Source organism: Streptomyces sp. NBC_00775 (genome assembly GCF_036347135.1).
GTDB lineage: Bacteria > Actinomycetota > Actinomycetes > Streptomycetales > Streptomycetaceae > Streptomyces > Streptomyces lutosisoli.
Genome location: NZ_CP108938.1, coordinates 467,575 through 489,643, shown reverse-complemented (window position 1 = coordinate 489,643; position 22,069 = coordinate 467,575). Strand labels below are relative to the sequence as shown.

19 protein-coding genes and 1 pseudogene are annotated in these 22,069 nt (G+C 70.5%); 3 read left to right on the top strand and 17 right to left on the bottom strand.

All coding sequences use genetic code 11. The features are described 5' to 3' along the window. Positions 1 to 18 precede the first annotated feature (18 nt). Positions 19 to 1,272: an epoxide hydrolase family protein gene (locus OIC96_RS02355; RefSeq protein WP_330309561.1), complete on the top strand. Its 1,254-nt coding sequence runs from the start codon at positions 19 to 21 to the stop codon at positions 1,270 to 1,272. Positions 1,273 to 1,315: 43 nt separating this feature from the next. On the opposite strand, the gene OIC96_RS02350 is transcribed toward OIC96_RS02355, so the two are convergent. Then, positions 1,316 to 2,335, bottom strand: coding sequence for an LLM class flavin-dependent oxidoreductase (locus OIC96_RS02350; RefSeq protein ID WP_330309562.1), 1,020 nt, complete (start codon positions 2,333 to 2,335; stop codon positions 1,316 to 1,318). Between the two features lie 213 nt (positions 2,336 to 2,548). Here OIC96_RS02350 and OIC96_RS02345 point away from each other — a divergent pair, with 213 nt between their 5' ends. Continuing rightward, positions 2,549 to 3,574, top strand: coding sequence for a threonine aldolase family protein (locus OIC96_RS02345; protein WP_330309563.1), 1,026 nt, complete (start codon positions 2,549 to 2,551; stop codon positions 3,572 to 3,574). Between the two features lie 206 nt (positions 3,575 to 3,780). Here OIC96_RS02345 and OIC96_RS02340 read toward each other — a convergent pair whose 3' ends face one another. The 16 genes and pseudogenes from OIC96_RS02340 to OIC96_RS02265 form a co-directional block, all read right to left on the bottom strand. After that, positions 3,781 to 4,389 (bottom strand): TetR/AcrR family transcriptional regulator, encoded by a 609-nt coding sequence (locus OIC96_RS02340; RefSeq protein ID WP_330309564.1) that lies wholly within the window; start codon positions 4,387 to 4,389, stop codon positions 3,781 to 3,783. A gap of 107 nt (positions 4,390 to 4,496) precedes the next feature. Further along, entirely contained in the window at positions 4,497 to 5,717 is a 1,221-nt protein-coding gene (locus tag OIC96_RS02335) for a lactonase family protein (RefSeq protein WP_330309565.1), read from the bottom strand. 17 nt (positions 5,718 to 5,734) lie between these two features. Beyond that, positions 5,735 to 6,622, bottom strand: a complete 888-nt coding sequence (locus tag OIC96_RS02330) for an ABC transporter permease (RefSeq protein ID WP_330309566.1) — start codon at positions 6,620 to 6,622, stop codon at positions 5,735 to 5,737. Between the two features lie 31 nt (positions 6,623 to 6,653). Beyond that, a complete protein-coding gene (locus OIC96_RS02325; RefSeq protein ID WP_330309567.1) occupies positions 6,654 to 7,682 on the bottom strand; it encodes an ABC transporter substrate-binding protein in 1,029 nt (342 codons plus the stop codon). Between the two features lie 12 nt (positions 7,683 to 7,694). Further along, positions 7,695 to 9,284: a carboxylesterase/lipase family protein gene (locus OIC96_RS02320; RefSeq protein WP_330309568.1), complete on the bottom strand. Its 1,590-nt coding sequence runs from the start codon at positions 9,282 to 9,284 to the stop codon at positions 7,695 to 7,697. 35 nt (positions 9,285 to 9,319) lie between these two features. Beyond that, positions 9,320 to 10,006 carry a GntR family transcriptional regulator gene (locus OIC96_RS02315; RefSeq protein WP_330309569.1) on the bottom strand — a complete coding sequence of 229 codons (687 nt, stop codon included), beginning with the start codon at positions 10,004 to 10,006 and terminating at the stop codon, positions 9,320 to 9,322. 62 nt (positions 10,007 to 10,068) lie between these two features. Continuing rightward, positions 10,069 to 10,929 carry an amidohydrolase family protein gene (locus tag OIC96_RS02310; RefSeq protein WP_330309570.1) on the bottom strand — a complete coding sequence of 287 codons (861 nt, stop codon included), beginning with the start codon at positions 10,927 to 10,929 and terminating at the stop codon, positions 10,069 to 10,071. A gap of 14 nt (positions 10,930 to 10,943) precedes the next feature. Then, positions 10,944 to 11,927 (bottom strand): 4,5-dihydroxyphthalate decarboxylase, encoded by a 984-nt coding sequence (locus OIC96_RS02305; RefSeq protein WP_330309571.1) that lies wholly within the window; start codon positions 11,925 to 11,927, stop codon positions 10,944 to 10,946. Positions 11,928 to 11,969: 42 nt separating this feature from the next. Further along, entirely contained in the window at positions 11,970 to 12,830 is an 861-nt protein-coding gene (locus tag OIC96_RS02300) for a hypothetical protein (protein WP_330309572.1), read from the bottom strand. A gap of 112 nt (positions 12,831 to 12,942) precedes the next feature. Further along, a pseudogene (locus tag OIC96_RS49785) lies at positions 12,943 to 13,983 on the bottom strand (DUF3500 domain-containing protein); the annotation flags it as partial. Positions 13,984 to 14,018: 35 nt separating this feature from the next. After that, positions 14,019 to 14,939: a hypothetical protein gene (locus tag OIC96_RS02290; protein ID WP_330309574.1), complete on the bottom strand. Its 921-nt coding sequence runs from the start codon at positions 14,937 to 14,939 to the stop codon at positions 14,019 to 14,021. 8 nt (positions 14,940 to 14,947) lie between these two features. Next, positions 14,948 to 16,609 (bottom strand): thiamine pyrophosphate-binding protein, encoded by a 1,662-nt coding sequence (locus tag OIC96_RS02285; RefSeq protein ID WP_330309575.1) that lies wholly within the window; start codon positions 16,607 to 16,609, stop codon positions 14,948 to 14,950. Beyond that, on the bottom strand, positions 16,606 to 17,679 hold the full coding sequence (locus OIC96_RS02280; protein ID WP_330309576.1) for an amidohydrolase family protein: 1,074 nt from the start codon (positions 17,677 to 17,679) through the stop codon (positions 16,606 to 16,608). Before OIC96_RS02280 ends, OIC96_RS02285 begins: the two co-directional genes overlap by 4 nt. A 100-nt stretch (positions 17,680 to 17,779) precedes the next feature. Next, positions 17,780 to 18,640, bottom strand: a complete 861-nt coding sequence (locus OIC96_RS02275) for an HpcH/HpaI aldolase family protein (RefSeq protein WP_330309577.1) — start codon at positions 18,638 to 18,640, stop codon at positions 17,780 to 17,782. Then, on the bottom strand, positions 18,637 to 19,380 hold the full coding sequence (locus tag OIC96_RS02270) for an SRPBCC family protein (RefSeq protein WP_330309578.1): 744 nt from the start codon (positions 19,378 to 19,380) through the stop codon (positions 18,637 to 18,639). Before OIC96_RS02270 ends, OIC96_RS02275 begins: the two co-directional genes overlap by 4 nt. Positions 19,381 to 19,422: 42 nt before the next feature. Further along, on the bottom strand, positions 19,423 to 20,223 hold the full coding sequence (locus OIC96_RS02265) for an ABC transporter ATP-binding protein (RefSeq protein WP_330309579.1): 801 nt from the start codon (positions 20,221 to 20,223) through the stop codon (positions 19,423 to 19,425). 422 nt (positions 20,224 to 20,645) lie between these two features. Here OIC96_RS02265 and OIC96_RS02260 point away from each other — a divergent pair, with 422 nt between their 5' ends. Next, positions 20,646 to 22,010 carry an alpha/beta hydrolase-fold protein gene (locus OIC96_RS02260; RefSeq protein WP_330309580.1) on the top strand — a complete coding sequence of 455 codons (1,365 nt, stop codon included), beginning with the start codon at positions 20,646 to 20,648 and terminating at the stop codon, positions 22,008 to 22,010. Positions 22,011 to 22,069 lie beyond the last annotated feature (59 nt).

Genomic DNA, 22,069 nt, shown 5'->3' with positions numbered 1-22,069 from the left:
GACCCGGAAGGAATCCTCATGGCAGCCACAGCGCGGTTCCCGCTGGAGCCCGTGCCCATCCATGTGCCCGACGCCGTCCTCGACGACCTCAAGACGCGTCTGCGGCTCACGAGATGGGCCGACGACGCGGGCAATGAGGACGGGTACTACGGCGTCAGCCGTGGCTACCTCCAGGAACTCGCCGACCACTGGCTCCATCACTACGACTGGCGCAAGGCCGAAGCCGCCATCAACGTCTACGAGCACTACAAGGTCGACGTCCAGGGCGTTCCGGTCCACTTCATGCGCAAACCCGGCGTCGGCCCCGACCCCACGCCACTCATCCTCACGCACGGCTGGCCCTGGACGTTCTGGCACTGGTCCAAGGTCGTCGACCCGCTCGCCGACCCCGCCGCGTTCGGTGGTGACCCGGCCGACGCGTTCGACGTCATCGTCCCCTCCCTTCCCGGCTTCGGCTTCTCCACCCCGCTGCCGGACCACCCGGACATGAACTTCTGGAAGGTCGCCGACCTCTGGCACACCCTGATGACCGGCACGCTCGGCCACCAGAAATACGCCGCCGGCGGATGCGACGTCGGCGCCCTCGTCACCGGCCAGCTCGGCCACAAGTACGCCGACGAACTGCACGGCATCCATATCGGCTCCGGACTGAAACTCACCTTCTTCAACGGCGACCGGGCCTGGGACCTCAGCGGCGGGCACCCGATCCCCGAAGGCCTGCCCGAGCCCGTACGCCGGCAACTGGTCGCCTTCGAGCGGCGCTTCGCCGTCCACCTGGCCGCCCACCTCCTCGCCCCCAGCACCCTCGCCCACGGGCTCTCCGACTCACCGGTCGGGCTGCTCGCCTGGATCCTGGAACGCTGGGCGAGCTGGAGTGACGATCACGGCAATGTGGAGAACGTCTTCTCCAAGGACGACCTCCTCACTCACGCCACGATCTTCTGGGCCAACAACGCCATCGGAACCTCGATCCGCTACTACGCCAACGCCAACCGCTACCCCTGGACGCCCTCCCACGACCGTCGGCCGGCCATCGAGGCCCCCACCGGCATCACCTTCGTCGGCTACGAGAACCCGCCGGGCGTCACCACCACCGAGCAGCGCGTCCAGAACTGGCTCTCCAGCGACCGCGCCGACTGGTACCACCACGTCAACCTCACCGCTCACGACAGCGGCGGCCACTTCATCCCCTGGGAGACCCCGGACGCCTGGGTCGACGACCTGCGCCGTACCTTCCGCAACCGACACGGAGCCGCGCCGTCGGCAGGGTGAGGCGACCAGGCCGGCCCGCTCCACCGGTCAGCGGCGTCGGCCTTCAGGCCGACGGTCGCCAGCCGAGCGCCGGGCCGAGCCTGGTGGCGATGTCGGTGAGGATCTGGACGTAGTCGTCGTGGTCGAAGGTGAAGGGCAGTGCGAAGGCGACCTCGTCGATCTCGCGGAACGCGACGTGGGAATAGAGCCGTTCGGCGATCTGATCGGATGTTCCCACGAGATCGGGCGCGAACATCATGCGCGCCGGCCCCTGCGGCGTCGCGGTGCGCGGCATCCGCTTGCGGGCGTACTCCTCGTACTTCGCGCGCTGCTCGGGAGAGGCACTGTCCGTGGGAATCACGACGAGTCCCTGGGAGACACGGGCCCGGTCGCCGTCGGGATGGTGGGCGCGGAAGGCGCGTACGTGGGAGAGCTGGACCTCGGCGAAGTCCTCGGACTCCTCCGCCTTTACGACGCTGCTGGTCAGGAAGTTCATTCCGTGCTCACCGGCCCACTGCGCCGACCGCAGGCTGCCGCCGCCGTACCACATACGGCGGCCCAGACCGGGGGAGTGGGGCTGGACGCGGTCGGAGAACACCTCGAAGCCCTCGACCCCGCTGAAGTCGGTGGCCGACTTGCCGCGTACGAAGTCCAGCAGCCGCTCCACACGCTCGTAGCCGAAGTCCTCGGCGTCCGCGGTGTCGGGATAGAGGGCGTGTTTGACCTGCTCGTAGTGCATCGGCGGGCCGACGCTGACGCCCGGATTGAGGCGGCCCGCGGACAGGATGTCCACGGTTGCCAGGTCTTCGGCCAGCCGCAGCGGGTTCTCCCATCCGACCGGGATGACCGCGGTCCCCAGTTCGATGCGGCGGGTGCGCTGGGAGGCCGCTGCCAGGACCGCGACGGGGGAGGAGATGCCGTACTGGAGATGACGGTGGCGCACCCACGCACTGTCGAAACCGAGCCGTTCACCCAGTTCGATGATGTCGAGTGTCGACTCGTGGCCGCGGCCGGGGTTGTCCTGGTCGAACAGCCCGATGGTCAGGAATCCCAGTTTCCGCAAAGGGTCTGAGGGCAGTGGCACAGGGCTCCTCCATCGTCCGCGGCAAGCTCTGCCGCACACCAATGCTGCCCCAATTCTGGCAGGCGATCACTGTGGGCAGACCGGGAGGGCCCCGTGTCCGGTGGTCTGCGCTCACAATGGCGCTGATCCACCAGGAGCACGGGCGGTCTTCCGTGGTCCATGAACCGCGAGGGACCGGCTTCGGCCGGGCCACAGTTCACCCGAGAGGCCATGATGAGCAGCGCAGCACCGATCGACCTGCGATCCGACACCGTGACCCGCCCCGACGCGGAGATGCGTGCCGCGATGGCCGCGGCCGAGGTCGGGGACGACGTCCTCGACGGCGACCCCACCATGCGCGCTCTGGAGGAGCGAGCGGCTGAACGGCTCGGCGTGGAAGCTTCGTTGTGGGTGCCGAGCGGCTCCATGGGAAACCTCGTGGCTCTCTTCCTCCACCTGCAACGAGGTGACCGCTTCTTCGCATCCCAACAGGCCCATGTGCTGGACAGCGAGATCGGTACGGCGGCATGGCTCGCCGGCGGCATGCCGCAGCCGCTGCCCTGGGCGGCCGGTCCGGGCAGGATCACCGCACAGGCCATCCGCGCCGCGGCGTCCGGCCGCGGCCCGTACTTCGCCCTGCGCAACAGGCTCCTGTGCCTGGAGAACACCCACAACACGGCCGGCGGCACGACGACATCGCCTCGGGAGCACGCCGAACTGGTTTCCGCGGCAAGGGAGACGGGCCTGCTGGTCCATCTGGACGGCGCCCGGATCTGGAACGCGGCTGTGGCACAGAAGACCACCCCGGCCGAGCTCACCCGGGGTGTGGACACCGTCCAGGCATGTCTGAGCAAGGGGCTGGGGGCACCGGTGGGTTCGGTCGTCGGCGGGAGCGCCGACTTCGTGCGCGAGGCCCGGCGGGTGCGCAAGATGCTCGGCGGGGGAGTACGCCAGGGCGGCGTGCTCGCCGCGGCCGGGCTGGTGGCACTGGAACGCGTCGACCGGCTCGCGGAGGACCACGAGAACGCCGAACTGCTCGCCGGCGGTCTGCGTGAACTCGGTTGGGACGTAGCGGTACCCGAGACGAACATCGTCATGGTCCACGTTCCCGATGCGGCAAAGGCGGTCGAGGAATGCGGACGAGCGGGAGTACTCGCCCTGTCACTGGGCGGCCGCCTGCGCCTGATCACCCACTGCGACGTCTCACGCGCCGACGTGCGGCGGGCGCTCGACCGTATCGCCGCCGTGGCTCGTCGGTAGGGATCCGGCTCCGGCTCCGTTCATGAGCCCGACAGGCCCTGGCCGCACGCCGCTTCGTCGACGAAGAGATCCTGGAGACAGCAGCTGTCCTCCAGCCAGAGCGTCGCGTAGAACAGATAGGTGGAACAGATAGTGCGCGATGCCCACGAGCTTCCCGTCCGACCAGGCGCCGATTCCTGACCAGAGCATGTTCCGAGTTCAGATCTTCATTCGCGGCCGCGAGCCCGGACTGGCGCGAGGCCGTCGAAGACGATGGCGAGCATCCGGTCTCGTACCTCCTCCTTGAGGTGGGCGTGTGCGGATGTCTGTGATGTGGCCACGAGCAAGGCGTACACCTCGGGCAGTTCGACGTCGTCTCGGACGGCGCCTGCGCGTTGGGCGTGCTGAAGCAGCGCACCGACGGCTCGACGCAGTCCGTCCGATGCCTGAGCGGCGTCGCCGCCGTGGTCGCCACCGGCTTCGAGCAGGGCCTCGGCTATGGCGATTTTGCCGGCCGCGTCGGTGACGAGGTGGCTGAAGAAGTCGAAGAACGCCGCACCCGGGTCAGTGGCGTGAAACAGCGTTTCGGCCTGTTCGCGCAGGTGATCGAACCGCTGTACGAGAACGGCCTGCAGCAGCGCCGCTTTGGTGGGGAAGTGCCGGAAGACTGTGGCGATGCCGACGTTGGCCCGGCGTGCCACCTCCTCGGTGGACGCGGACTGGCCGCCCATGTCACCGCCGCCCGAGTCCGCGGGCAACTCGACGCACTTGTCGCGGCCGTGCAGGCGAGCGGTGCCGCCTCGGCCTAGAGCGGGGTACGCCTGTCCCGCGGCCACGCGGTAGGACGGGTGCGGGGCCGGCCGGACGGGCCGCGGACCTTGACGCGTTCCAGGCCGGCGGCGCCGAGCCGGTCCGTGTGCCGCCGACGCTCCTCATCCGTGGGTCAGTGGTAGGCGAAGGTGATGCAGTCAGGGTTCGGCACGGGTACGGACGTGCCGGTGTCTGTCAGGCGACCGGAGCGTGGGTCGATACTGAAAAGGTTGACCGTGCTGCTCGCCTCGTTCGCGACGAACAGCCACCGGCCGCCGCGGTGCACTGAGAAGCTCCACGGTGTGGTTCCCGCGCAGGGGATGCGCTGTATCTCCGTGAGGAGGCCGGTCCTCCGGTCGGTCGAGAAGACGACCAGGGCGTTCTCGCCGCGGTTGGAGACGTAGAGGAAGCGGCCGTCGCGGCTGATGGCCAGTTCGGCGGCGCTCGTGGTCCCGGTGTGGCCGGGCGCATTGGTCGGCAGAGTCTGGCGGTGTGTCAGCAGGCCTTCCTCGGCGTTCCAGCACAGGGTCTGGATGTCCGCGGTCAGCTCGTTCAGCAGGTAGACGGTCGTGCCGTCGGGGTGGAAGACCAGGCGTCGCGGACCCGACCCCGGTGCCGTCGCGTAGGAGCGCGGGCCGTCCGGCGCGCCCGCGGACAGGGCGCGCGTGGCACCGTCGAAGCCGTAGACGAAGACCCGGTCGGCGCCGAAGTCCGCGACCAGCGCGAACCGGCCGCTCGGGTCGACGACCACGTGGTGGGGGTGTGGACCCTGCTGCCGTGGGCTGGGTCCGGAGCCGGTGTCCACTACGAGGGACGCCGGCGCTCCGAGCCCGCCGTCCCTGCCCAGGGGAACGGACACCACGGTGCCCGCCGCGAAGTCCGCGACCATGAGGGTGTCCGAGCGGCGGTCCACGCCGATGTACGAGAGGCCGCCGCTGCCGGCCGGTACGGTCTCCGTCTCGATCTCGCCGAGCTGCCCAAGACCGCCCGTGGCCCTGTCGATGTGGAAGAAGCGGATGAACCCTCCCTGCTCACTGCCGGCGACGTACAGGACTGGGCGCGTCGGATGAACGGCCACCCAGTTCGAACTGACCTGCGCCACGGGTCCGATCGGTGTGAGGGTCGCCAGGGCCGGGTCAAACCGGACCGCGTACACCTGGCCCCGGCCCCAAGTGCCGATGTAGAGGAGGTCCGTTGTCCGGCTCCGTGCCGCCGCCTCGGCCGGCGCGGCGGCGAGCAGCGGAACCGACGCCGCGGCCGACGCCGCCACGGCACCCAACACGGTTCTGCGGGACGGCGGTCTGCTCGGCGCGTCGGGCCGGGCAGCGGTGGGGACTCGCGGTGCATCGCTCATCTCGGGGCAAGCCTCTCTCAACGTGGGGATTCCGTGGCCCGGGTGCGACGCGGCGCCTGACGGCGGGCCGCGAGACCGAGGCGCTTGAGGGCGTAGGTGTCGAGTGCCGTCAGGACGCCGTTCAGGGCGAGCGTCATCGCCACGAGGATGATCAGGCCGGCGAACTCGCCGGCCGCGTCGAGGTTCTGCGCCGCGGTGAACAGCTCGTGGCCCACGCCCTCGGAGGAGGCGATGAACTCGCCGCCGATGACGCCGAGGATGGCCAGCGGCCCGCCCGTCTTGAGCGCGGCGAAGAACGGCGCGGCGAGCGTCGGGATCGTCACATAGCCGAGCACGTGGTGTCTGCGCCCGCCCATCACCTGGACGACCTCGACGAGTTCGCGCTCCCTGAGGCGCAGGCCGAGATAGACGTTGTAGAAGACCACGAAGGCGACGCCGGTCATGGCGATCGTGATCTTCGACCAGGCTCCGATTCCGAAGAACAGCAGGAACAGCGGCGCGAGCGCGATCTTCGGGATGCCGTTGAGGGCCGCGACCAGCGGTTCGAGGACCCGGCCCGCGAGCGGGAAGGAGCCCAGCAGCAGGCCCATCACCGTCCCGGCGGCGACGCCCAGGCCGAAGCCGGCCAGCACCTCGACGGCCGTCACCCTGACGTCCGTCCACCCGGACGCCGAGCCGAGCAGACGGGTCAGGGCATGCGCCACGTCGGTCGGATTGCTGACCGCGTACTCGGGGACGACAGGGCCGCTCATCACCTGCCACAGGACGAGGGCGACCACGATCACCGCGATGCGCAGCAGCACCACGACGGCTGCGCCCCGCCACCGGTCGTTCCTGCGCTTGGCCTGCCTGGCCGCGGTATCGGGCTCGGGCTTGATCACGGCGTTTTCGGTTGTGGTCGCCATCGCCTGCTCCTTGCGGTTGGGGTCGGCCGTGTCATGGCAGGTACTTGTTGGTCCAGTCGGTCGTGGCGGCCTTCGCGTCCGGGACGGCTCCGATGCTCTTGACGAACGCGATGGTCTTGTTCATGCCGGCGTCGGTCAGACGGTCGTCCTTGGGCCATTCGACCTGCGCGATGCTCGCCTTGAGGACGTCGTCGGACGCGCCCGTCATCGTCTTGCGCGCCACGCTCAGCACCGTCGTGTCGTCCTTGTGCGCGGCGATGTAGGCCGTCGCCTGCTGGACAGCCGTGGCGAACCCCTGCACGGTGGCCGCGTTCGAGTTCGCGTAGCTCTTCTTCACCACCACGAGCTGGCCGTATCCGGCGTCCTCGTAGGACCACTGGGGGACCTTCAGCGGGTCGGCCACGACCATCCCGTCACCGTCGTGCTGGACCTGCAGCGGGATCGGCTCGGAGGTGACGAACCAGTCGATCTCACCTTTGGTGAGGGCGGCCTTGTCGGCGGCGGGGCTCGGCAGCGAGACCCACTTCAGCTTGGTCGGGTCGACGCCGTTGGCCTTGAGGAACAGCCCCGCCTCGGCCTTGGTGTTGGCGGAACTGGCGCCGGCCGTCGAGTCGGCCAGGGCCTTGGCCACCTCCGCCGCCGGGGTGCCGGCGGTGAGGTTGTGCTTCTTGGCGAACTCGTCACTGGCGACCAGACCGAGCGGGTTACCGCCGCCGTTGGTGCCGATCGCCAGCTCCGGAAGACCCTTGGAGAGGGCGGAAAGGAAGTTCGTCGGGCTGTCGTTGAGGAACTGTACCGAGCTCGACTCCAGGGCCGAAGTGCCCGTCGAGGCGGTCAGCGTCACGTACTTGACCTTGATGTTCTGCTGGGCGAAGTAGCCCTTCTCCTCCGCCACGCGGATGGACAGGTCGAAGATGTTCCCGCTGATGCCCACCGAGACGGTGGTCTTCCCGTCCGAGCCGACCGAGGAGGAATCGCCGCCGCAGCCGGTCAGCAGTGCCGCGCCGAGCACCGCGGCGGACGTCAGCGCGAGGGTCCGGGCGCTGGTGTGGTGTCTCATGGGAACTCCTGTTCACCAAGCCTGTTGGGTACGGAAGAAACGGGTCCAGAAGTCGGTGCGGTCCGGGTCCGCAACCGGGATCGGCCGGCAGCGCGCGCCGATCTCCATGACGGTGCCCGCGTCGGGGGAATAGGCCGGCCAGTGGGGCAGGCCCGCGCCGTTGGGGTCGCCGGTGGCGGCGAAGTTGACCCAGTACGAGGAGACGGTCTCCGCGATCTCCCGGTCCTCGTCGGTCCACCGCGCGGTGCCGGGAGCGGGGTTGCCGAAGAGGAAGTCGATCTCACAGCCGTGGGCGGCGCGGCGCGGGCCGCTCCCCGGTACTGGGGCGCGGTGGGTCCAGAAGTAGGTGTGGACGGGACGGGTGGTGTGCCGGGTCCACTCCGCGCCCCACAGGTGGGTGGAGATACGCGAGTTGTCGCGCACCGCCGCGCTGCTCGCCCGCGCCGCCTCGTCGTCCGTGGCGGCCGGGTACAGCCGCAGGAACTCCTCGGCCAGCGCGCCGAACTTCCGCCGGGCCGCCGCGCGGTGGGCGTCGAGCGTGAGGTGGACGGGTGGGGCACCGGGCCGGGTCGCCCGCCGTGCGGTACGAAGGGCGGTGACCGCGGCCTCGGGGACGGCGCCGCTCTCGTCGAGGTTGTTCCCGGTGAGATAGTCGACGTCGTTCTGCAGGCCCTTGGCGTAGGTCTCGTCGTAACCGGCGGGAATCACCCAGCCGTCCACGACCGGGCGGAACAGTGGTGGTCCGGCCGTGCTGCCGGTCTGGACGGCGCCGTCGACCGGGTGGTGGCCGTCGACCAGCTTCCGCCAGGGCAGCGCCCGGAGTTCCCGCGGGGTGCGGGCGCCGTGCTCCCGGGCGTATGCGGCTCCGGCGGTCTCGGCGTCGTGCGGGAGGCGGTAGGAGGTGGCCAGGTAGCGGAGTTCGGGGTCCCGCGCGTACCGGGCGTGGCTCTGTGCGACGGCGCGGTGGAACAGGCCCTTGGCGAGCGGGGACATGGCGAGGAAGTTGACCGTGCCGGCGCCGGCGGACTGGCCGGCGATCGTGACCCGGTCGGGGTCGCCGCCGAAGTGCGCGATGTTGTCGCGCACCCAGCGCAGCGCGGCGACGCAGTCGAGCAGCCCGTAGTTGCCGCAGGCGTGGTGCCCGGACTCGCCGCTCAGTTCGGGAGTGGCGAGGAAACCGAACGCTCCGAGCCGGTAGTTGAAGGTGATCACGACGAGGCCCCTGCGAGCCAGGTTCGCACCGTCGTAGCGGGGGTGCGCGCCCGTGCCCTCGCGGAAACCGCCGCCGTAGATCCAGACGAGCACCGGGCGGCGCTCCGCCGAAGTGGCCGCGCCCGTCCAGATGTTGAGGTTCAGGCAGTCCTCGCTCATGGGGACGTCGACGCCGGTCGCGGCCGCGTCGGTGGGTGCCTGCGGGCACATCGGGCCGAAGCGGTCGGCCCGCCGCACCCCCTCCCACCGCAGTGGCGGGCGGGGCGGGCGCCAGCGCAACTCCCCGACGGGCGGGGCCGCGTAGGGGATACCGCGGAAGACGGTGACGGAACGGTCCCGGCCCAAAATGCCCTCGACCGGGCCCGATTCGGTGTCCACGGGGTCGCGCATGGGGTCCCTCCCGCCCCGGCGGGCCGTCAGGTGACCTACGGCTCTGGGGGCTTGTCCAGCAGCAGCGCCCTGCGGGCGGAGCCGACGTGGTGGCGCATCGCGGCGACGGCCGCGTCGGGGTTGCGGGTGACGATGGCGAGGAAGATCGCCTGGTGCTCCTCCAGCGACCCGGACCTCGGGTGCTGGGCGGCCAGGTTGCGGTACTGGCGCATCACGAGCGGGTAGAGCAGCGTGTCGTAGGCGCGGGCCAGGGTGGTCTGGTGCGCGGCCTGCTTGACCTGCTGGTGGAAGCGCCGGTTGAGTGGCGAGTAGGCGTCCTGGTCGCCGCGGGACTGCGCGTCCTCCATCTCCGCGAGGGTGCGCCGCAGTTCGGCGATCTCCTCCTCGGTGGCCCGTTCCGCGGCCTTCCCGGCGAGGGCGGACTCCAGCGTCTCGCGGGCCTCCAGGATGTCCACCGCCTCCTCGACGGAGAAACTCCTCGTCCGTACGCCGCGGTTGACCTCGCTGAGGACATAGCCCTCCTGGGCCAGGCGCACCAGCACCGCGCGCATGGTGCTCCGCGACACGTTGAACATCCTGGTCAGATCCGCCTCGGTCAGCCGCGTGCCGGGCGCCATGCTCCCCGACAGCAGCAGCGAGCGAAGCCCCTCGTACGCCTGGCTGTAGCGGGTGGTCGACGTCCTCGCCCCGCCCTCGACCTCGTCGCCGTCGCTCTGCTGCACCTTGACCGCCCCTGTGTCCTGTGAGGATGAGAACCGCGGCGGGAACCCTAGCCGACCGCACGTCAGCCCCCTGATCCGGCGAGCGCCGGATACAGCCGCCGGGCCGTTCCCGCGAAGATCTCCTCCCGCGCCGCCGTCGGCAGCGGCGCAAGGACACTCCGCGCGAGGCCGAGGAGGTCCGGCAGCGACTGCTCGGCGGCCGGGCAGTTCGAGCCCCAGGCGATACGGCCGGCGCCGAACGACTCGACGACGGGCGTGAGGAACTCCACGGCCTCGTCCCCGACATCGCGCAGCGGTTCGAGATTGCGGTGGGTGAGCTTCAGATACAGGCCCGGATGGGCGGCGAGCTCGGCCACCTCCTTGCTGGCGCGCCCCGGGGAGGACGCGATGTCGGGGTATCCGATGTGGTCGAGGAGTACCCGTACGGTGGGGAACCGCTCCAGGACCTCCACGAGCTGCCGCGTCGCCGGGCCGAGCCGCATCTGCAGGCACACGGTGACGCCCAGCTCGCCGGCGGTCCGCCAGAACTCGTACGTCTGGGGTGCGGCGAACCACTCGCCCTGGGTGGGGACGGTGCTGCCGCTGGTGAACAGCCGCACTCCGGCCAGCCCACCGTCGCCGACGGCGGCGGCGAGGCGCGAAGCGGCGTCCGGGGCGAGCGGGTCGAAGGTGCCGACGGCGAGGAAACGGTCCGGTCGCCGGCGCCGGCTGTCGAGGACGTAGGAGTTGTCGTAGCCGTAGGCGGTGGTCGCCTGGACGAGGACGGCCTGCCGGACGCCCGCCTCGTCCATGCGGGCGGCCATGCCCTCGGCGGTGACCGGGCGGGAGGCGGCCCAGGCCGATGGCTTCCCGCCGATCGGCGACCACGGGTACCCGACCCGGTCCTCGGAGATGATGTGGCAGTGCGTGTCGACGATGTCCATGGCTTCGGCTCCTGTCAGGCGTCCGGGTAGTCGCCGTCGGCGAACAGCGCCCGCGGCTCGGCGGGGAAGTCCGCGTCGAGCAGGCCCTGGTCGCGGGAGTAGCGCACGATCGCGGCCAGGCTCCGCTCGTTGGCGGCCACCCCGTAGGGGACGGGATCGCCGCCGATCTGCTCGGCCTGCCGGGCGAACCGCGGCAGTGCCGTCCACTCCGGGTCGACGGCCAATTGCCGCTGCTTGGCCTCGGCGAACGCCGTGTACAGCGCGGTGGGCAGCCCGGGGTCGCGGGCGACGAGCTCCGTGCGCAGGGCGATCAGTGAGTGGAGCGGGTAGGTGCCCGTGCGCAGGTACCAGTCGGCGGCGACCACGTCGCCCAGCGGGAACAGCGGGTAGGGCGCGTCGCCCTCGGCCGCTCCGGCGTCGGCCGTCGCGGTCCAGCCGGCGCGGGGTGTGCCCGCCCGGCCGGTGCCGGCGTTGCCGGTGAACGCGGCGTCGATCTCCCCGGCCCGCAGCAGCTCGCCCAGGGACCGTCCGTCGGTGACCCGTTCGATGTTCGGCCGGAGGTGGCCCTCGACGTGGTCGTCGTCGTCCACCACCCAGGTGATCTTGTCGAGGTCGACGCCGTACTCCTCGGCGAGAATGCCGCGCACCCACACACCGGTGCTCACCGAGTAGGCGCGGACCCCCACCCGACGGCCCTCCAGATCGGTGGGGATCCGGATACCGGAGCCGACGCCGCACTGGATGTCGCCGTGATGGAAGCGGCGGTTGAGGAAGACGGGTACCGCGGTGAGGGGGACGCCGGCCTGCCGGGCCATCAGATAGGACACCGGTGCCAGTTCGCACACGTCGAATTCGAGGTCGCGGATCATCCGGCGGTAGGCGCTGATGACCGGCCTGACCTCGACCTCCTCGACGAGGTGGCCGGCCACGGCGGCGGTCCCGTCGAGCAGAGCCCGCGCGTGAGGGTAGTCGCCGACGACCACCGAGAGCTTGTCCATCTCCTGCCTTTCGCTCGATTTCGATGCGTCCATGGCGTGTGCTCAGCCGCCGAGGCGGGCCGGGGGGACTCCGAGAGCCGCGCAGGACCGCTCCACCAGGTCGTCGAAGTCGACAGGGCGGGGCAGCACTTCCTGGTCCAGCGCGTAGGCGGCGACCTGGGTGACCGGGCCGCGGAGCGCCGCGAAGCCCACCGGGCCGAGGCCGGCGGACCCGGCCGTGGCGCGCATCGCGTCGTAGGCGGCGAGAATCGCGGCGGAGTGCTCGCGGGCGGCCGCCTCGGTGACGCCGACCACGTGGTTGACGGGGGTGAAGCCCTTACGCGCGGACCACTCGGCGGCCACCTCGCGCGCGTCCGTGACGGCGGTACGGATACGGTCGTCCGCCGGCAGCTCATTGCCCATGATCCCGAAGTCGAGGCCGCCGTCGAGGAACTCCGCCTGGAGACGGGCCCCTTGGGGCGCACGAGTCACCCAGGCCGGGTCCTCGGCGCCTACGACGTGCGCGTCCTCGTAGGTCCGCCATGCGACCTTGCGCAGGTCGACCCCGTACTGCTCGGTGAGGAACCCGCGCACCCACACGCCGGTGGTCTGGCTCCAGGAGCGGACGCCGACGCTGCGGCCCTCGACCTCGCCCACCGTCAGATCGCCCAGGGTGACGAGCGTCTGGTGCTGATGGCGCCCGAGCGTGGTGACGGGCAGCAGCACCACGGGCCTGCCGTGCGCGACCGCCTGGAGGAGGGTCACGACCGCGAGTTCGCACACGTCGACGGCCGCGTCGTCGACGAAGCCGCGCGAGGCCTTGTGGACCGGCTGGACATCGAGCCGTTCGATCCGCGCCCCAGTCTCGCGGACGGCCGTTTCGGCCGCGGTCGCGAGGTCGTCGCGGCCCAGGACCCATTTCATGACTGACTCCTCCTGGAGTGGAAGCGCTCGTGGTGCTGCCGCACAGGTCGACGCCGTAGTCGTTGCCGTTCGGTGTGCGGACGACGGTGTGGATGTGGCGCCGCGACGGCACGTCGTTGTCGAACATCACCCCGGCCTGGTGCTCGAACTCGATGAGCAGCACGGGACTGTGGACGCGGTAGTAGAAGACCCCGTCCGGATCGCCGTCACCGATCCACGCGAAGTACGTGTCGGCCTCGTGGGCGAGGACCTCGGCCATCCGGACGCGGGCGTGACCCGCGTTCGCCCGGCCCGTGTACAGCGCGGTCAACTCCCGGGCCAGGGCCCGCTGACCGGTGGTCAGCGCTCCGAACGGCAGGCCCTGGTAGTCCAGTTCGTAGTTGTCGCGGAAGGCACCGACGAACAGATCGTCCGGTAACTCGTCGGCGATCACCGCCCGTGCGCGACGGCGGGCGTCCAGGGCGGCGAACAGCTCCTGTCCCACCGCCTCCTCGCGCCGGAAGACGGTGGTTCCCGCGTACGCGCCCGACTCCGCGACCACCGGTTCGGCGCCCAGGAAGGTCGGGGTGAGCACCATGTGGTCCCCGACGAGCACGCAGTTGACGTTCACGTGGTGGCCGTCGAGCTGCCAGCCGAAGGGGCCGCCCCGCTCGGGCTCCCCGTAGACGCTGAACCAGTACAGCCACTCGTTGAGCAGGTCCGTCTCGCCGCGCAGTTCGCCGATCGTCAGGTTGAGGTGCATCAGATCGACGACCTGCGTGAACCCGGCCTCGCTGAGGCTCGCGCGGATGACGGCGAGGGCGAGCCGCCGCCCGGTGTCGTCCAGGTCCGCCAGGCACAGACCGTGGCGCAGGAAGTAGCGGGCCCCGTTGGCCCAGTGCCGCCAGGACACGTCGTCCATCGGGAAGCGGCCCTCGGCCAGCTCCTTCGGGGACAGCGTGGCCAGGTAGTCCTCGGCCGCCCGGCGGATGCCGGTGGTGTCCACGCCGGTGCCGGTCAGGGGGAACAGTCCTGGCCGCACTCCGCCCGGTGCGGCCACCCCGTGGAAGGGTTCGTCGGCCGCCCGGCGGCGCCACGCGACCTTCGCTTCCAGCTCCGGCGTCCACTCGCGCGGTGTGCGGGTGGGCGCCGCCCCCCGTATCCGAAGTCCCATCTCCTTCTTCCTCCTTCCGGTCTGCCGGGCCCGGTTCAGGCGGCGAGGAACGCCGCGTCCTTCTCGATGCGGGTGAGGTCGACGGGTGTGCGTACGACCCGCTGCTCCAGGGCGTATCCGGCCGCGGTCTCCAGGCACCGGGCCAGGGCGTCGCTCCAGCCGGCGGCGACCGCGCGGCCGGCCGGAGTCGCGTCACGCTCTCCCGCGGTGTCCGCGATGGCCCGCGCGAGGGCTCGGTACAACGCGGTCACCGCGTCCGGCGAGGACTTCAGGACGTCGTCACGCACCACCAGAAGGTGGTTCGCGGGCACCGTGCCGTGCCGTTCGATCCACGCGTGGCCCGCGGCCTCGGCGTCCTCGAGGACTGGGACGAGAGGCGTGCCCCGGCTCCCGATCGCGCGGGGGCCGAGCACGGCCGCCGCCACGTCACCGCCGCGCAGCAGTTCCGGGACGCTCGCGCCCGCCGACCGCTCGACGCAGGAGGGTTCCCGGTACGACGCGACGTGCGGCTCCTCGGTGGTGACCCAGGTGACCTCCGAAGCGTCGACGCCGTAGTCCTCACGCAGGATGCCGCGCACCCACAGACCGGTGGTCTGGCTGTAGGAGCGCACGCCGATCCGCTTGCCGCCCAGCCGCCACGGGTCGAGTGCGGGGCCGTCCGGCAGCCGGGTGAGCGAGTGGTGGTGGGCGGCACCGATCATGACGACCGGGAGGAGCGTGACCGGCACACCGGCCTCCCGCGCCTGGAGGTAGGTCGCCAGAGCCATCTCGCAGACGTCGAACTCCAGGTGCCGGACCATCCGCGGGAAGGCCGAGTACAGCGGGGTGGCGGTCGCGAAGCGGCAGTCGGTCCCCTCGAACGGGATCGTGCCGTCCTTCAGCGGGCGGGTGTGCGGGTAGTCCCCGAGCAGGACCGAGAGCGGCCTCTGCGCCGTCTTCCGTGGGAGCTTGGTCATGGTTCTCCTCACACGTCCTCGCCGTGCCAGAGACGGCGGTACGGGACACTCAGCACGCGGCGGGTGATACGGACGTCGACGACCGTGGGGCCGGGGTCGCGCACGTACCCGGCGAGAGCGGCGCGCAGCTCGTCGGCGGTGCGGACCGTGGCACCGGAGCCGCCGAGCGCCACCGCGACCGGGCCCAGCTCCGGGGTCGGGATCACAGCGAGTTCCGGATCGAGGCCCTTCGCCGCCGACTTGTGGTACTCGGCGCCGAGGCCCTCGTCGTTCATGACGACGACGAGCATCGGTATGCCGTAGCGGCAGGCCGTCTCGAACTCGGGCAGGTGCATCAGGAAGCTGGCGTCGCCCTCGACCACGAACGAGGGCCGCCCGCCGTCCGCGACGATCTTCCCGATGGTCAGCAGGGGCGCCTGTCCGATGGCGCCGAACATGCCGTAGTTGGAGACGACCTCGCGCGAGCGCTGGAAGAGCATGGTGCCGAAGTCGGTCTGGTGACCGCTGCCGAGGACCAGACCGATCTCACCGGGGAGTTCGGCGTCGATGACACGGATCGCCTCGCGCGGGTCGAGACGGCCCGGCTCGTTCACGTACCCGCCGGACTCCTCCGGTGGGGCGGCCAGTCGGCGGCGCACCTCGACGGTGTGGAAGCCGTCCGTCCCGGCGGAGCGTCGGCCGAGCTCCCGCTCCAACTCGGTGAGGGCGGTGACCGCGTCCGCGCGGACGTAGCAGTCGGCCGCGGCCCCGTTGCCCATGACCAGGTGCTCGGTGGTGTCGATCTGCACGTACTTCGCTTCGGGGAACAGATAGCCGTGCTCGGTGGTGTAGTGGTTGAGGCTGGCTCCGACCGCGATCACACAGTCGGCCTCCTGCAACAGCTCCATCGCCGTCCGGTTGCCGAACAGGCCGGAGATGCCGACGTGGTACTCGGTGCGGTCGCACAGCCAGTTCTTCGCCTGGAGGGTGGTGGCCAGCAAGGCGCCGGTGCGCTGCTGGAGACGGAGGATGTGCTCACCGGCGTCGGCCTCGCGCGCCCCACGCCCCACGACGATCACGACCCGTTTGCTCGCCTGCACGATGTCGGCGGCGCGTGCGATTCGGGTCGGGTCGGGCAACGGCCGCTGGTGGTCGATCAGTTGGGTGGACGGGGTGTACGGGCTCAGGTCCGCGTCATCGGCGTACGCGTGCTGCTGGATGTCGATGGGGGCGCTGAGCATCACCGGGCGGGACTCGGTGCGCGCGAGGTGGAAGGCCCGCTGGACGGCATCCTCCGCCTGGTCCGCGCGGGAGAGGTGAACGAACCCGCACTCGATCGCCGCGGCGAAGCGGCCCTGGTCGAGGTACTGGGCGGCGCCGAGGTCGCCCCAGGCGGTCTCGCCGCAGAACGCGACCAGCGGGGTGCGTGCCCGCGCGGCGACGACCATCGAGGTGGCCAGCTGCGTGACACCCGGCCCGCTGGTGGTGGTGAGGACTCCGGGCCGGCCCGCGGCACGCGCCCACCCGTCGGCCATACCGAGGCCGGAGCCCTCGTGGCGCACCTCGTACAGTCGCACCCCGCGCCGGGCCAGGGCGTTCATCCAGTGCATGTTCGCGTCGCCCATCATGCCGAAGACGTCGCTGGTGCCCTCCTGGACGAACGCCTCGGCGAGTGCTTCGTAGACCTTCACTTCCGGACCTCCTCCGCCTGGTCGAGGTCCTCGACGCCCAACACGTCCTTCAGGCGCGGGAACACGCGCAGCGCGTTGCCGGCCTGAATCAGACGGCGGTCCTCGTCGGCGAGGGTGTCGATGGAGTCGAGGAGGTATTTCGTGTCGTCGAAACGGTGGCCGGTCTCCGGGTCGATGCCGCGGACGGCGCCGATCATCTCGGAGGCGAACAGGACGTTGTGCGCGGGGATGACGTCCACCAGCAGTTCCAGGCCGCGTCGGTCGTAGACGCAGGTGTCGAAGAAGACGTTGTCCAGCACGAGTTCTTCCAGCGGGGGGCGGCCCAGGTCCTGCATCACGCCCCGGTAGCGGCCCCAGTGGTAGGGGACGGCGCCGCCGCCGTGCGGGATGATGAACCTCAGGGTCGGGAAGTCGGCGAACAGGTCAGACAGGCACAGCTGCATGAACACGGCGGTGTCACCGGCCAGGTAGTGGGCGCAGGTGCCCTGCAGGGCCGGGTTCCGCGACATCGCCACATGCAGCATCGCGGGGACGTCGAGCTCAGCCATCTTCTCGTAGAGCGGGTAGTAGACCTTGTCGGTGAGCGGCGGGGCCTGCCAGTAGCCGTCGGACGGATCCGGGTTGAGCAGACAGCCGACAAACCCCAACTCGGTGACGCAGCGCTCCAGTTCGGCGACAGAGTTGCGGACGGACGACGCGAGGGCGTCGCCGGGGGACTGGGGCAGCTGGCACACGCCGACGAAGCGGCCGGTGAAGAGCCCGCAGACGCGGGCGATCAGGTCGTTGCTGACGTGGGACCAGACCAGGCTGGTCTGCTCGTCGCCGTAGTGGTGGGCCATCTTCCCCGCGCCGGGCGAGAACAGCGCCACATCGACGCCGCGTTCGTCCTGGAGGGCCAGCTGGCCCTGTTCGACGGCGGTCCTGATCTCGTCGTCGCCGATGCGCAGTTCGTCGGGCGAGATGCGTGCGCCCGACGCCCCCTTTTCGTAGAACGCCTGTATCTGCCGTTCCCGCCATCTGCCGAGGGCGGGAGGGGCCGTGGTGAAGTGGCCGTGGCAGTCGATGAGCATAGGGGTCTCCGGGGTTCGCGTGAGCACGGGTGAGGTCGCGGGGACGGAGGCGTGCGGCCGGTCCGGGCAGGAAAGAGGCGGCCGGTCGGGCACAGAAGGGTCAGGAGCGGCCGGTCAGGGCACGGCCCAGGTCCAGGCCCGGGTGGCTGCGCACGGGGGCGGACATCAGGAAGCGGTAGCCGTCGCCGAGTACTTGCTCGACGTTGTCGGCGGTGACGTGGGGGTGGCCTACGGCGATGTCGCGTGCGTGGCAGGTGTCGAGGACGCGGCGCTTGCTCTCGGTCATGCGGGGGTGGTCGTACTGGCGTGGGACACCGAGCTCCTGGCTCATGTCGCCCTCGCCGACGATGACGAGGCCGATACCCGGGACCTCGTCGAGCATGCGGGGCAGGTTCGCGACGCCGAGCTGGTCCTCGATCATCAGGGCGACGAGGATCTCCCCGTCCGGGTCGAGCGGCCACACGTCGCTCTTCACGTAGTACTCCTGCTGGGAAAGGCCCCAGTAGCGGGCGGCGGCGGCCGGGCTGTCGCCGCGCAGACCGGCGGGTTCGTGGCGGGGCGCGCCGGGCAGCGAGGGGTAGCGGCAGGCGGCGACCGCGTTGCGGGCCTCCTCGACGGTGGAGATGTGCGGCCAGACGACACCGTACGCACCGAGATCGAGGACCTGTTTGGCGTGCCACTGGGCCTTCTCGCCGCCGTTGGCGGGGATGCGGACCAGCGGGGTGAGTGCCGGGGTCAGGCCGTCGGCGGTGAAGATCTGACGCCGGTTCAGCAGGTACTGCAGGCTGTCGCGGAGCGCGGCCGCGTCCCACGGCTTGTGCTCCGTCTCGAAGACCAGGGCGTCGTACGGGGTGGTGGAGAACTCGATCGCGGCGGTCGGCTCGGCCGGGGCGAAGGACGCGAAGACGTGCTGCCCGGCCGCCAGACCGGCGACGACCCGGTTGAGCCGTTGCGCTGTCACAGGCTCTCCTTGCTCGGTGCGGGGTGAGGTGGGCCGGGGCGTGGTGGTGCGGGAGGTGATGGCGCGGAGCCCGGTGAATCGGAGGGTGGTGAAGCGGAGGGTGGTGGCGCGGAGGGTGGTGGCGCGGGGTGCACCGGCGCGGCGTGCGACGGCGTGGTCCGCGCGGCATCGGCCACGCGTCGCCCGCGCAGCAGCCGCGACCACCAGGCTCGGAGTCGGGTCAGTCGGCCGCGCCGGGTCGGTGTGCCATCAACTCGCCCGGTCGGTACGGCAGTTGATGCTTCCCCGGGTTCGATGCACCGCTGGACCAGCTCGGCCGAGAACTCCTTGGCCATCCGTGAGACCATGACGCCGGCGCCCGACTCGATGAGCTGGGCGAGCTTTCCGGAGAGGGTCACCTCGCCCTTGATGGTGACGCGTGAGCAGCCCGTCGCCGGCTCGTCGGCCACCCGGAACACGGCGGTGCTGCCGAAGCGGGTGGCGCCCTGACCGTCCCTGCCGCGGGCCGTGATGCGGCCCTCGTGCTCCGACTCGTCCAGCTCCAGAGTGACCAGGGCCGCGAATCTGACCCGGATTCCCCCGAACCTGACGACCAGGACGCCGTCGAAGGAGCCGTCGTCGTGGGACTCGCCGAGTTCGGCGCCGCGGATGCAGGTCACGACGGCGGAGGGGTCCGAGACGACGTCCCAGACACGTTGTGGCGGGCTCGGTACGGTGATCTCTTCCGCGATCGATATCAACGCTGTGATCCTCGCTTCGCGATCTGCCAGGCGGCTGGGCGGCTAGGCGGCGTCCGACGTGCGGAGGTCCGCCTTGAACAGGCCCCAGAGGTCGTTGTAGAGCTCCGCGAACTCGCGTGACTCGATGAGGGAACCAATGGTGCGGGGGCGCTCGAAGGGGACCGGGAGGGTGCGGCGGATGGTTCCGGGCCCGTCGGACATCACCATGACCTCGTCGGCGAGGTAGATGGCCTCGTTGAGGTCGTGGGTGACGAAGACGAGCGTGCCGCGCTGTTCCTCCCACAGGTTGAGCAGTTCCTGTTGGAGGTTGAGCCGGGTGATGGCGTCCAGTGGTCCGAAGGGTTCGTCCATCAGCACGATGGAGGGGTTGTAGATCAGCGCCCGCGCGATCGCGCAGCGCTTGCGCATACCGCCGGACAGCTCCCGGGGGTAGTGGTTCTCGAACCCGTCGAGGCCGACGAGTCCGACCCACCGGGCGACGCGTTCCTCCCGCTCCTGTTTCGGTACGTTGCGGAACTTCAGCGCCAGTCCGATGTTGGCCCTGACGCTCAGCCAGGGCAGCAGGTTGGCCTGCTGAGTCACGTACGCCGCTTCGGAGTTGACGCCGGCGACCTGCTCGCCGCCGAACGAGACCCGCCCGCCGGTCGGAGTGAGCAGGCCGGCGGCCAGGTTGAGAAGGGTGCTCTTTCCGCAGCCGCTGGGCCCGATCACGGCGACGAACTTGCCGCGGTCGATCTGGAACGAGACGTCCTCGATCGCGGGCCGGTGGCTGCCCGGGAACTCCAGAGTGACGTGCTCGAAGCGGAGGGCTTCCGTCTGAGGGGTGCGCTGATTGGTCGACATCCATGTCTCCTCGACCGCTCCAGGGATGGGGTCGGGCGGTCCTGCGCTGGTGTCTGTGTCCGGCTGTCGGCGTGAGATTGTCCGACAAGAACTGCAGGAAACGTAACGCCGCTGACCCACGCCTGCAAGATGTCTGCAGGAAGAAGAGACACTTCTCAGAAAGCCCAAGTCCCGGGCCAGGCAAGATTGTTGGACAATGTTCGGCCGACCGGAGATTGTCGGAAGTTTCGTCAGGTGTATTGCTCACAATATTGCCGCGCGTTACGTTCTCGTACACATCAGCAGCACACGCAGCAGCACGCCCAGCTGACACACGCCACCCGTGACGCATGCTCCGCAGTGAGCCGCCGGGCCGCGATGGCCTGTTCCGAAGCCACCGACCGCTTCCCACGCCCGCCCACCCTCCGGGGGGTTCCGCCGCCATGTCCCGCCCCGCAACCCGCCCAGGACCAGCCGTACTTCACACCCTCGTGGCCCTGGCCACCGTCCTTCTCCTGGTCGCGGCCGGCAGCACCGCACACGCCGGCAAGCGGCCCGGCAGCGCACCCCGCCTCTCCCCGCGGGTAGTCCACACCGGCACCGGTCCCACCGGCTACCGGGTCACGTTCCGCTACAAGGACCCCAGCGCCACCCGTGTGCAGATCAAGGGCGAGTGGTACTTCGCCAACCCCTACGAGCTGTCGGCGCTCACCACCGACGACGGCACCGCGCTCGAAACCCCCGGAACACCGCCCACCCGCTGGCGGCCCGGCGACATCCCCCTCGCCTACCCCAACTCCCCGGCCGCCAACTGGCCCGTCGTCGACATGAAGAGGGGCCCCGACGGCATGTGGACCTACACCACACCCCTGCCGTCCGGGGTCTTCACCTACTCCTTCTACGTCGACTGCGACGACGACACCCAGACCACCTGCACCGCCGTCTCCGACCCGGGCAACCCGCCGTGGAACGAGAGGAACGGCAAGGTCTCCGGAACCGTTGAGCGCACCAGCCAGGTGTACGTGCCCTCGGACCCGTCGTTCGGGACCGCCGGCTACGCCTGGCAGGGCCCGAGTCCGACCGGCGAGCACGGCACGCTCACCCACGTCACGTATCCGGCCCCGACCTCCGTCACGCCGTCCGGCGAGAACTACCTCTCCGTCTACACCCCGCCGGGCTACGACCCCGGTCGCGCGAAGCCGTATCCCACCCTCTATCTCTTCAGCGGTGACGCCACCGAGATGGACTGGAGCACCCAGGGCGACGCGGGCGACATTCTCGACAACCTCATCGCCACCGGGCAGATCGCCTCGATGGTCGTCGTCATGCCCAACACGGCGGGCTTTCCCGACTCCACCGGCTACGAGTCCTTCGACCGGAACCTCACCGACACGCTCGTCCCGTACGTGGAGTCCCACTACCACGTCTCCCGGGCTGCCTCCGGCCGCGCCGCCGCCGGGCTCGGCTACGGGGCCTCCCTCACCAACTCCCTTCTCTTCGGACACACCGCTCAGTTCGGCTCGTACGGGGTCTTCAGCCCCGGCCGGCGCGGCAACTACACGCTGCCCGACGCGTCGACCCTCACCGGCACCCAGGTCGCCGCGCTCGAAGAGGCGCGGATCTACGTCGGCGGCGGATGGCAGGACCCGAGCCACGACTACCACGCCGGCGAGGTCGCTCTGCTGACCGGCCTCGGCGTCCCGGTGACGCCGGGCTTCGTCAACGGCGGCCACAACTGGTTCGCGTGGCGTCTCAACCTCAAGGCCTTCCTCACGAGCACCGCGTTCTTCCCGCCCGTGACGGACTGAACCGGCGTACCCCGGTCTTCGCAGGGCCGGGCTCCGCGCACCATCCCTCCACCGAGTGA

Coding starts and splice junctions, on each gene's coding strand:
- OIC96_RS02265 (WP_330309579.1), bottom strand. CDS start 20,223: ATGTCGACCAATCAGCGCACCCCTCAGACGGAAGCCCTCCGCTTCGAG.
- OIC96_RS02310 (WP_330309570.1), bottom strand. CDS start 10,929: ATGGACATCGTCGACACGCACTGCCACATCATCTCCGAGGACCGGGTC.
- OIC96_RS02335 (WP_330309565.1), bottom strand. CDS start 5,717: ATGAGCGATGCACCGCGAGTCCCCACCGCTGCCCGGCCCGACGCGCCG.
- OIC96_RS02290 (WP_330309574.1), bottom strand. CDS start 14,939: ATGACCAAGCTCCCACGGAAGACGGCGCAGAGGCCGCTCTCGGTCCTG.
- OIC96_RS02260 (WP_330309580.1), top strand. CDS start 20,646: ATGTCCCGCCCCGCAACCCGCCCAGGACCAGCCGTACTTCACACCCTC.
- OIC96_RS02325 (WP_330309567.1), bottom strand. CDS start 7,682: ATGAGACACCACACCAGCGCCCGGACCCTCGCGCTGACGTCCGCCGCG.
- OIC96_RS02355 (WP_330309561.1), top strand. CDS start 19: ATGGCAGCCACAGCGCGGTTCCCGCTGGAGCCCGTGCCCATCCATGTG.
- OIC96_RS02320 (WP_330309568.1), bottom strand. CDS start 9,284: ATGCGCGACCCCGTGGACACCGAATCGGGCCCGGTCGAGGGCATTTTG.
- OIC96_RS02280 (WP_330309576.1), bottom strand. CDS start 17,679: ATGCTCATCGACTGCCACGGCCACTTCACCACGGCCCCTCCCGCCCTC.
- OIC96_RS02305 (WP_330309571.1), bottom strand. CDS start 11,927: ATGGACAAGCTCTCGGTGGTCGTCGGCGACTACCCTCACGCGCGGGCT.
- OIC96_RS02330 (WP_330309566.1), bottom strand. CDS start 6,622: ATGGCGACCACAACCGAAAACGCCGTGATCAAGCCCGAGCCCGATACC.
- OIC96_RS02345 (WP_330309563.1), top strand. CDS start 2,549: ATGAGCAGCGCAGCACCGATCGACCTGCGATCCGACACCGTGACCCGC.
- OIC96_RS02300 (WP_330309572.1), bottom strand. CDS start 12,830: ATGAAATGGGTCCTGGGCCGCGACGACCTCGCGACCGCGGCCGAAACG.